This is a genomic window from Bathymodiolus heckerae thiotrophic gill symbiont, assembly GCF_900180345.1.
Classification (GTDB): Bacteria; Pseudomonadota; Gammaproteobacteria; order PS1; family Pseudothioglobaceae; genus Thiodubiliella.
The window spans coordinates 1-10,336 of record NZ_FXLV01000051.1 but is presented as its reverse complement, the minus strand read 5'-3'; the positions used below and the strand labels follow the sequence as shown (position 1 = coordinate 10,336).

Annotated in this window: 13 protein-coding genes; 11 read left to right on the top strand and 2 right to left on the bottom strand. The window is 39.8% G+C overall.

Annotation, left to right across the window (positions count from 1 at the left end; genetic code table 11):
• A partial coding sequence (locus CRYPD_RS08465; RefSeq protein ID WP_171004375.1) for a transposase occupies positions 1-135 on the bottom strand: 135 nt, incomplete at its 3' end.
• 375 nt (positions 136-510) lie between these two features.
• Positions 511-2,145, bottom strand: a complete 1,635-nt coding sequence (locus CRYPD_RS06450) for an RCC1 domain-containing protein (protein ID WP_138146775.1) — start codon at positions 2,143-2,145, stop codon at positions 511-513.
• A 339-nt stretch (positions 2,146-2,484) separates the two neighbouring features.
• Here CRYPD_RS06450 and CRYPD_RS06445 point away from each other — a divergent pair, with 339 nt between their 5' ends.
• The 11 genes from CRYPD_RS06445 (at position 2,485) to CRYPD_RS08130 (ending at position 10,273) form a co-directional block, all read left to right on the top strand.
• On the top strand, positions 2,485-3,384 hold the full coding sequence (locus tag CRYPD_RS06445; RefSeq protein ID WP_138146774.1) for an SPFH domain-containing protein: 900 nt from the start codon (positions 2,485-2,487) through the stop codon (positions 3,382-3,384).
• A gap of 4 nt (positions 3,385-3,388) precedes the next feature.
• Entirely contained in the window at positions 3,389-3,802 is a 414-nt protein-coding gene (locus CRYPD_RS06440) for an NfeD family protein (protein WP_138146773.1), read from the top strand.
• Positions 3,803-4,179: 377 nt separating this feature from the next.
• Positions 4,180-4,527 (top strand): 30S ribosomal protein S6, encoded by a 348-nt coding sequence (gene rpsF / locus CRYPD_RS06435; protein ID WP_138146772.1) that lies wholly within the window; start codon positions 4,180-4,182, stop codon positions 4,525-4,527.
• Between the two features lie 9 nt (positions 4,528-4,536).
• On the top strand, positions 4,537-4,791 hold the full coding sequence (gene rpsR / locus CRYPD_RS06430) for a 30S ribosomal protein S18 (protein WP_138146771.1): 255 nt from the start codon (positions 4,537-4,539) through the stop codon (positions 4,789-4,791).
• Positions 4,792-4,800: 9 nt separating this feature from the next.
• Positions 4,801-5,256, top strand: a complete 456-nt coding sequence (gene rplI / locus CRYPD_RS06425) for a 50S ribosomal protein L9 (protein ID WP_138146770.1) — start codon at positions 4,801-4,803, stop codon at positions 5,254-5,256.
• Between the two features lie 69 nt (positions 5,257-5,325).
• Complete coding sequence (gene dnaB / locus CRYPD_RS06420; protein WP_138146769.1) at positions 5,326-6,771, top strand: replicative DNA helicase; 1,446 nt, start codon at positions 5,326-5,328, stop codon at positions 6,769-6,771.
• A gap of 3 nt (positions 6,772-6,774) precedes the next feature.
• Positions 6,775-7,824, top strand: coding sequence for an alanine racemase (gene alr, locus CRYPD_RS06415; RefSeq protein ID WP_138146768.1), 1,050 nt, complete (start codon positions 6,775-6,777; stop codon positions 7,822-7,824).
• Positions 7,821-8,519, top strand: coding sequence for a metallophosphoesterase family protein (locus CRYPD_RS06410; protein WP_138146767.1), 699 nt, complete (start codon positions 7,821-7,823; stop codon positions 8,517-8,519). The genes alr and CRYPD_RS06410 overlap by 4 nt, the downstream gene beginning before the upstream one ends.
• Before the next feature lie 33 nt (positions 8,520-8,552).
• Positions 8,553-9,134: a DUF1249 domain-containing protein gene (locus CRYPD_RS06405; protein ID WP_138146766.1), complete on the top strand. Its 582-nt coding sequence runs from the start codon at positions 8,553-8,555 to the stop codon at positions 9,132-9,134.
• Positions 9,113-10,018 (top strand): 5'-nucleotidase, encoded by a 906-nt coding sequence (locus CRYPD_RS06400; RefSeq protein WP_138146765.1) that lies wholly within the window; start codon positions 9,113-9,115, stop codon positions 10,016-10,018. The genes CRYPD_RS06405 and CRYPD_RS06400 overlap by 22 nt, the downstream gene beginning before the upstream one ends.
• A gap of 90 nt (positions 10,019-10,108) precedes the next feature.
• On the top strand, positions 10,109-10,273 hold the full coding sequence (locus tag CRYPD_RS08130; RefSeq protein WP_171004374.1) for a hypothetical protein: 165 nt from the start codon (positions 10,109-10,111) through the stop codon (positions 10,271-10,273).
• Positions 10,274-10,336: the final 63 nt, after the last annotated feature.

Genomic DNA, 10,336 nt, shown 5'->3' with positions numbered 1-10,336 from the left:
TCTCCATTTATATATCATGTTTCTACGAATGCCTAGATCTCTTGCAAGTTGTGCCACAGAGGTGTTAGGTTGATTTGCCAAATGTAGGGCTTCTAGTTTAAACGCTTTGGTAAAGGCTGTGTATTTTCTGGTCATTTTGGACTCCTAAATTGTTGTAATTTGGTGTCCAGTTTATTAGGGGAACTTCAGGGAAATAACACCTTAAGGATTTTTAACAAAAAGACCCAAAATCAACATAAAAAAGCAAGAAAATAGACCTATTTTTTGGATAAAAGTTGGATTTTTATAGATTTTTTTAATTTTAGAGTTTGTTTTTAGGGGGTATGCAGGGTCTTAGATTGTACAAACCCTCATATTTTATAACCCCTAAAAAGGATAAAAATTTCTTTTGTTATTATGCAATAAAAAACCCAAGTAAAAACTTGGGTTTTTTGTTGAAATTAAAAATATGATTTATCAAAATTCACCAACTTAAAAAATATTTAAGTTGGTGAATATTAGCATAAGTTGTTAATTGCTGGGTGCGCCTGAGCCTCCATTATTTAAGTCACCCCAAGCTGTGATTGAGCCATCGGGCTTAAGGGCAACAAAGGCATAATAATTGGAATAAATCTTGGTATAGCCACTGTCGGTGGGTGCGCTTGAGCCTCCATTATTTAAGTCACCCCAAACTGTGATTGAGCCATCGGGCTTAAGGGCAGCAAAGGCATAATAATTGGAATAAATCTTAGTATAGCCACTGTCGGTAGGTGCGCCTGAGCCTCCACGATCTGAATAACCCCAAGCCGTGATTGAGCCATCGGGTTTAAGGGCGACAAAGGCACCTTCAGTTGAATAAATCTTGGTGTAGCCGCTGTCGGTGGGTGCGCCTGAGCCTCCCCAATATGAGTCACCCCAAGCCGTGATTGAGCCATCGGGTTTAAGAGCAGCAAAGGCGTAACGAGTTGAATAAATCTTGCTATAGCCGCTGTCGGTAGGTGCGCCTGAACCTCCATAACTTGAGTCACCCCAAGCCGTGATTGAGCCATCGAGTTTAAGAGCGGCAAAGGCATCTGTAGTTGAATAAATCTTGGTATAGCCGCTGTCGGTGGGTGTGTCTGAGTCTCCATGATCTGAGTGACCCCAAGATACGATTGAACCATCGGGCTTAAGGGCGGCAAAGACATAACCAGTTGAATAAATCTTGGTATAGCCACTGTCGGTGGGTGCGCCTGAGCCTCCCCAATCCGAGTAACCCCAAGCCGTGATTGAGCCATCGGGTTTAAGGGCGGCAAAGGCGTAACCAGTTGAATAAATCTTGGTATAGCCGCTGTCGGTAGGTGCGCCTGAGCCCCCATGATCTGAGTGACCCCAAGATGCGATTGAACCATCGGGCTTAAGGGCGGCAAAGGCATAACCAGTTGAATAAATCTTGGTATAGCCACTGTCGGTGGGTGCGCCTGAGCCTCCATAACTTGAGTTACCCCAAGCTGTAATTGAACCATCGGGCTTAAGGGCGGCAAAGGCATAACCAGTTGAATAAATCTTGGCATAGCCACTGTCGGTGGGTGCGCCTGAGCCTCCATCAGTTGAGTCACCCCAAGCTGTGATTGAGCCGTCGGGCTTAAGGACGGCAAAGGCAGCAAGATTAGGAGTATTTGATGCGTTATAAAGTCCACCAAAATTATTATGAGCACTAGAATAATCTATTTCAGGAAAACGCCAATACTCTACTGAAAAATTACTACTAATATTTTGCCAAATATATGAATTACAAAACTCAAACAAGTTGCTGGCGGTGTTATAGCGAATTGCACCTACATTATTGACATCACATTGACTGTTACTATTGCCAACTTTGATACCTACAGTTACCACAAGTTCGTCTCCCCCTTTAAGACTCACTTCATTACCCATTTGAGTAAAGAACGAATCGGCATCATCGGTGTGAGTAGTGCTAACATCTAAGAAGTAACCGCTAGTGTTGTCATCTACTGCTTTGTCAGAAGTAGGGAAGACAGAGTGTGAATAGGTGCTAGATTGTGTGGTGGATTTACCAAAGGCTAGATTAATGCTGTTGTTGGCATATACTGTAGTTGGTAAAATAATAACAGAGGCTAATATTAAAGCATGAGTAAACTTTTTGCTGGTGTAAATTAAATTCATTTTTATGTATTCTCCTTTTTAGATTCTATTATGAGAGACCTTTGCATAAATATGAATAATCATCAAAAATCATCCCTATTTATGCAAAGGTCTCTATGAGTATAAGGTTAGTTAAATTTTTTGTCAAATATTTTTAAAAAAACTGAGAAACAAGGTGTTTTTTAGATTTTTATAGAAAAATTTTGTGTTAGATGGGTTAATCTTTATGTAGTTGATGTGTCTAGTGGTGGGAAGTGAAAAAAAGGCATTAAGGGCATTGGCAAAATTATTCAGCTTCTGTTATACTTTTAAATTCTTGTCTTTTGGCAGAGTATTCAAAAAAATTAAAGGAGTAAAAGAATGACTGATTTTCAAATATTTTCTATAGTATTGGCAACGCTAGTGGTGTTTTTTATCTTAAAATCCATCAAAATTGTCTCACAAAGCGATATTTATATTATCGAAAGGCTGGGTAAATTTAATCGTGAGCTTAGTGCTGGCTTTCATGTGGTTATTCCATTTTTAGATGTGGTGCGTGAAAGAATTACCATTCGTGAACAAATTATTGATATCCCTAGTCAATCAGTTATTACGAAAGACAATGTTAATATTACTGTTGACGGTCTAGTTTTTTGTAAAATACAACATGCCAAAGAGGCTATCTATAATGTTGTAAGTTTTCACAGAGCTATTTCATCTTTGGCCATGACAACCATTAGAAGTGAGATTGGATCCATGCAACTTGACGAAACTTTGAGCAACAGAGAGAGTCTTAACGCTAAACTACAACTAGAACTTTCTGATGCTGCCAATAACTGGGGCTTGTTAGTAACCAGAGTAGAAATTAGCGACATATCAGTGCCTAATGACATCGAAGAGGCGATGAACATGCAAATGAAAGCTGAGCGAGAAAAGCGTAGTATTGAGTTGAACGCTCAAGCAGAAAAAGAAGCGGTTATTAGGCAGGCCGAAGCGGTTAAACAAAGTGAATTTTTAAAAGCAGAAGCAATTGAAAGAATGGCAGATGCCAAGAAATATGAGCAAGAAAAAATAGCCGAAGGTCAACAAAAAGCCATTACCATTATTAATGAGGCTATTGCAAAAAATAAAAATTCAGCAGAGTTTTTATTAGCAAAAGATAGAATTAAAGCGTTTAATGCTTTGGCAAGTAGCAATTCAAAAGATAAAATTGTCGTGCCTTATGAGGCAACAGAGTTGATTGGTAGTTTGAGTATTTTTAAAGATATACTACAAAAATAACATTATGGAAAGCTTATCCAGCACACTGCTACTCACGATTGGAATTTGTTTAATTTTTTTAGAGATTGTATTTTATTCATTCTTTATTATTTGGCTGGGAGTGGCTTTGGTAATAGTGGCTATTATTCAGTATTTTATGCCATTGCCATCCATTTGGATTCAGCTTGTATTGGCAAGTGTTATCTCTATTACTTTATTTGCATTGTTTTACAAACCGCTTAAAAGTTTTGTCAACAAAAGCCCCGGCCTTAAGGATGATTTTATTAAACAATATGGCAAGGGTATGATTAAAAACCAAATGTTAAGTTATCAAGGTAGTTATTTCAAAGTGGTTAATTATGATATATCTGCTTTAGATGGTATAGAAGTGACGGTGGTTAAAATAGAAAAAAACAACGCTTGGATAAAATATGAGTAATTCAATTTATCAAACGATAAAGGGCGTTTCTAGAAATGTGGCAATATTTTCATTGCAGAAGTTTTAATAATAGCAGTTACTGAGCTCAAAGACGCCATGAGAATCATAATGAGACCTTTGCATAATCCATAATTTCCAACCCTAATTTCAATCTTTATATTTTAAAAAAATATTTCCAATTTTCCTCAAAAAAAACCTCAAAAAACCTTGCTTTCCTAGGATTTATGCTGAATTTATGTAAATCAATGGACATTACAACCTATTGATTAAAATTTAACGACACAGGGGTAAGAAAGTGTATAATGTGCGTTCCCTTGCTTGACTGAGTGCTTACTTGGCAGGCTTTTTTTTATAATAACCATAAGGAGAAAACACTCATGAGACACTATGAGATTACACTAATTGTGCATCCTGACCAATCAGCACAGGTTGAAACAATGATAGGCAAATACAAAGAAATGATTACCACTGATGGGGGTAATATTCACCGTGAAGAAGACTGGGGTCGTAAGCACCTCGCTTATCCAATTAACAAAATTTACAAAGCACATTACTTAATGTTAAACATTGAGTGTGATCAAGAAACGCTCGATAAACTAAATTACAATTTCCGTTTTAACGATGCTATTTTAAGGAATTTAATTATTTCCAAGAAAGCAGCAATTACTGAGCCTTCAATTATGATGACTGCTAAAAATGAAGATAAAAAACCGAGTGGGAAATAGGAGATTATTATGGCTAAGCAACAAAAAAGAAAACACAGACCTCAAATTAAAATCAACAGTTTTTGTCGTTTTACGGCAGCAGGTGTTAAAGAAATTGATTATAAAGATGTAGAGACTTTGTTAAAAAACATTGACGAAAGTGGCAAAATCACACCATCAAGAATGACTGGCACAAATGCTAAATTTCAGCGTCAATTGACCACTGCAATCAAACGCGCTAGATTTTTAGCGTTGATTCCTTACACTGATAAACACAAAAAATAGGAGTTAATTATGCAAGTAATTTTATTAGAGACAATGGGTAAATTAGGCTGTTTAGGCGATGTGGCAAATGTTAAAGCTGGCTACGCACGAAATTTTTTAATTCCACAAGGCAAAGTAAAACCAGCAACTGAGGCTAATATAGCTGAGTTTGAGGCGATTAAAGCGGACTTAGAAGCGAAAGATGTATCAACAGCTAAGGCAGCACAGACTAAGGCAGACGCAATGGCAGATGTGGTTTGTTCACTGAAAGCAAATGCAAGCGAAGAAGGTAAATTATTCGGCTCTATAGGCACAGCAGACATTGTTGCAAGCTTAGCGGCGGCGGGTCATGAAGTTGAAAAACGCAACATTAACCTATCTGAAGCTATTCACCATATTGGCGAATATGATATTAGCATTACGCTACACACTAATGTCAATGTTGGTATTAAAGTTGTGGTTGAAGCCGCAGAAGAAGAGCGATAACTTACTAAAAATTAAGTTAAAATTAAAACCCTCTTTGTGAGGGTTTTTTATTACTTTTTATACTAATCTATGGATATAGAAAACACCAATATAGCACCAAATTCAATCGAATCAGAGCAATCTGTGCTTGGTGGATTGTTGCTGCATAACGAGGCTTGGGATGAGGTAGCCGATGCGCTGGTAGCAGATGATTTCTACACTGCTTCTCACCGACTTATTTTTGACGCCATTGCCTTGTTATTAGAACACAGCAAGCCTGCGGATATTTTGACAGTCAAAGAACGCCTTAAAAAAATGGGCGACGAAGAAACGGTAGGTGGCTTTGCCTACTTGGCACAAATTGCTGAAAACACGCCGAGTGTTTCAAACATTCAAACTTACGCTAAACATGTGCGTGAATTGTCAGTCTATCGGCAACTAATTCGAACCAGTCAAAAGATTGCTGATGCGGCTTACCGCCCAAAAGACATGGAATTACAGCAGTTAATTGATATGTCTGAGAGGGAAATTTTCGCCATTGCTGAGCAAATTAGTCGTGGCAAGCAAGATGTTGTGAATGTCAAAAATGTAACTAAAAATATAACCAATTTAGTGCAAGAATGGGCAGAAAGCAAAGGCGGGCTTACTGGGCTAGAAACAGGTTTTACGGAATTAGACAAAAAAACTTCTGGCTTGCAAAAAGGCGATTTAATCATTATTGCAGGCCGTCCTTCGATGGGTAAAACAGCACTGGCAATGAACATTGTCGGCAATGTGGCTATTGAACAAGGCAAACCCGTACTGGTATTTTCACTAGAGATGCCGACTGATGCATTAATACTACGAATGATTTCTTCGTTTGGACACATTGATAGCAAAAAAATCCGTGCAGGTGAAATGACAGAAACAGACTGGAGCAGTTTTAGCCACGCCGTCACTGCAATGGATAAAAACGATATTCTGATTGATGAAACCCCCTCTATTACACCAACAGAAATTCGGGCAAAAGCCCGTCGAATTAAAAGAAAATACCCTGATTTGGCGTTAATTATGGTGGATTATTTACAATTGATGACGGTGTATGGAAAAAGTGAAAATCGAGTGCAAGAAATCTCTGAAATCTCTCGCTCATTAAAAGCACTGGCTAAAGAAATAGAAGTGCCAGTAATTGCCCTATCTCAGCTGAATCGTGGCGTTGAATCCCGCCCTAAAGCCAACAAAGGGCGTATGCCACAGATGTCTGATTTGCGTGAATCTGGTGCGATTGAGCAAGATGCGGACATTATTGGCTTTGTTTATCGAGACGAACAATACCATGACGAAAGTTACGCCAACCCAGAAGAAGTCGGTAAAGCAGATTTAAAAATCGCCAAGCATCGTAATGGCGAAACTGGTACGATTAAACTGGCATGGATTGGTCAATACACCCGTTTTGAAAACTTGGCATTCGACGACCAAATGCAAGGCGCACCTGAGGATTGGCAAATCAACGCCGCCGACAATAACACACCTAATTTTGACACAGAGGTGTTTTAACAGGTGCGTGCTGTTGCCACCATATCCCAATCCGCACTGGCACATAATTTATCCATTGTTAGACGGCAAGCGCCACAAGCAAAAATCATGGCAATGGTCAAAGCCAACGCCTACGGACACCATCTAAATTTAATCACACCGCTGATTGAAAATGCCGATATATTGGCAGTCAGTGAGTTGTCAGAGGCACGGCAACTACGGCAATTAACCCACCTCCCTATCCTGCTGTTGTCAGGCATCTACACCACGCAGGAACTGCAAGAGGCAATCGATTTAAACTGCCAGATTGTCGTACATCACTCATCACAGGTGCACTTGATTAGTAATAGCACCCAAGCATTGGGCGTTTGGCTAAAAATTGACACAGGTATGCACAGGCTCGGTTTGTCCAATGAAAAATACCAGCAATGTTTGTCTGATTTTAAGGCCAACACGCTGGTTAATATTGAATGCGTGATGAGCCATTTCGCCTGTGCAGATGACACAAGCCACCCTATGAACCAACAACAACTCTCAGAATTTAAAACACTAACAAACAGCAAAAACAATCGCTCAATGGCAAACTCCGCTGCAATTTTGTCACTACCAGCATCGCTGTTTGAGTTTGTGCGCCCTGGCATTATGCTCTACGGCGCTTCTCCTTTTGCTGATGATAACGCCGATTTAAAGCCCGTCATGCAATTATCAGCACCCGTACTCCATCTCAAAACCATTCAAGCGGGGGAGACGGTTGGCTATGGTGCAAACTGGACAGCTGAAAATAAAACCACCCTAGCCATCATTGGCATTGGCTATGGCGACGGCTACCCCCGCCACGCCAAAAATGGCACACCTGTATTGGTTAACAACACTTTGTGTACCTTGGCGGGGCGAGTGTCTATGGATATGATAGCCGTGGACATTGCAGATACCAAAGTACTGATTGGCGATAGTGCGATTTTGTGGGGCGACGAAAAACTGCGAGTGGAAACCGTTGCAGAATACAGCAACACCATCAGTTATGAATTGTTAACTGGCGTTAGTAGTCGTGTTAAATTTGTGCATGGTAAATGAAACATTTTATCCAAATCAGCGACTGCCATATTGACGACACGGCGCAATCACTGGGTGTTGATAGCCAAAAAAACCTCGCAACCGTGGTTAATAAAATCACCACTCTGCCTAGCGATGCCCTACTCATTAGCGGTGATTTAACCCATAACGGCGCCCTTCAATCTTACAAAATACTAAAAAAAATCCTCTCACCTATTCAAACTGATATTTTTGTCATTGAGGGTAATCATGACAATTTTGAACCTCTAAATGCTGAGTTTTCATCCTGTTTGTTTACTCAATTTACACTAGGGTTGTGGGATATTATCAGCATCAATTCCGTGCAAATAGGTAAAACCAGCGGCTTCGTCAGCCAACACGCACTCGCCAAATTAGACCAACAACTCAGCCACTCCAGCGCCAAATACAGCCTTGTCGTCCTGCACCACCCCATCGTATCAATGAACAGCACATGGGACGACACCCTGTCTTTAGAAAACCCAGACGACTTATTTGCCCTACTTAAACGACACCCAAAAATACAAGCTGTGCTGTTTGGCCACGCACACGAATCAGCAGAATTCAACAAAAACGGCATCAAAATTATTGCCTGCCCTTCAACTGCCGTCCAATTTAATCACGAGTCAAGAATTGGTTTTAATCATTACACACTGCTTGACGACGGGCAACTTCACTACACAACACAATGGATATAGAAAATAAACACCTTAGGAGACCTTTGCATAAATATGAATAATCATCAAAAATCCACTTTTCACCCGCTTGGTAATTTTTTAAACCCAGCCTTAGCCCTGCTAGGACAAGGTTTAAGAAAATCACCAATCTGGCAAAAATTGAATTTTGCTAATCATCCCTATTTATGCAAAGGTCTCCTTAGGTCTTTGTACACACAATGCAACCCTAAAACTTACGCAGAAGTATCGGGACTATTTGCATCAAACTATCACAAAATTTTAAAGCTAATTCCCACACTACAAGAAACCACGCATGACAGCGCCATACGCCACGATAATAAACAAGATTTATATTTGTTTGTTGAAGAAAAAACACCCTATACTGGCACTTTTATTCTAACGCACCAACTAGATTCTATTAGGCGACCTGATATTAAATTTAAGGTCTATTTTGATGCCAAATTGTTAGAAGTGCTGTCAGTTTGTCACAAAACCACACTGAACACTGCGCACCCATATCTTGCACAATGTAGCGATATGAATATACAATGGGAACTTAACGCTTTTATTGAAAAGTGGCTAGATTATTGCTTAAACAAATATAAAAAAACATTATGGCAAACAATATCACAGTGAACACTGAAACCAAATTGGTGGTTGCTATTTCATCAAGGGCGTTGTTTGACCTCGATGAATCACATAAGATCTACAAACAACAAGGCGTAGAGGCGTACGCCAAGCACCAGCAAGAAAACGAAGAAGTTGTTTTAAAACCCGGCGTTGGTTTTACTTTGGTCAAAAAACTACTAAACCTCAACAGCACCAAAACCCCCATAGATGTTATTTTGCTCTCTCGCAACAGCGCTGATACAGGTTTGCGTATTTTTAATTCAATCGAACATTATGGCTTAAAAATTGAACGGGCTGCCTTTACCCGTGGCGAGCCAACGCATACTTTGCTAGATGCCTTTGAAGCAGATTTATTCCTTTCCAGTCATTATGAAGATGTACAAAAAGCACTAGAATCTGGCTTTGCTGCAGCCTCCATTGTCGGCACTGGATCCAAACACGTCCACGAAACCCAGCTGCGTATTGCCTTTGACGGTGATGCTGTGTTATTCTCCGACGAGGCAGAAAAAATCTACCAAGAACAAGGTATCGATGCCTTCGCAGAAAACGAAAAAAACGCCGCCAATGTCGAGCTTCAATCAGGCCCCTTCAAATCCTTCCTAAAATCATTACACACTATCCAGTCCTCATTCCCAGAGGCAGACAACCCAATCAGAACAGCACTCGTTACTGCCAGAGGTGCGCCCTCGCACAAGCGCGTTATCCATACCATGCGTGCTTGGGGTATTCGCATCGACGAATCCTTCTTCCTAGGTGGGCTTGACAAGGGACTATTTCTCAAAGAATTTGGTGCCGACATCTTTTTTGACGACCAGCACCAGCACTGCCAATCTGCTGCCCAATATGTCTCCACTGGTCATGTCCCTAATGGTGTTAATAATAATTGTTAATTCAGTTATGTTGAGGCAAGATTTGCTTCTGCTTTTTAGAGGTCTTGCTTCTAAATTTTTTTTATTACCTAAAGAGACCTTTGCATAAATATGAATAATCATCAAAAATCCACTTTTCACCTGCTTGGCGATTTTTTAAACCCAGCCTTAGCCCTGCTAGGACAAGGTTTAAGAAAATCACCAATCTGGCAAAAATTGAATTTTGCTAATCATCCCTATTTATGCAAAGCTCTCTATGAGTATAAGGTTAGTTAAATTTTTTGTCAAATATTTTTAAAAAAACTGAGAAACAAGGTGTTTTTTAGATTTTTATAGAAA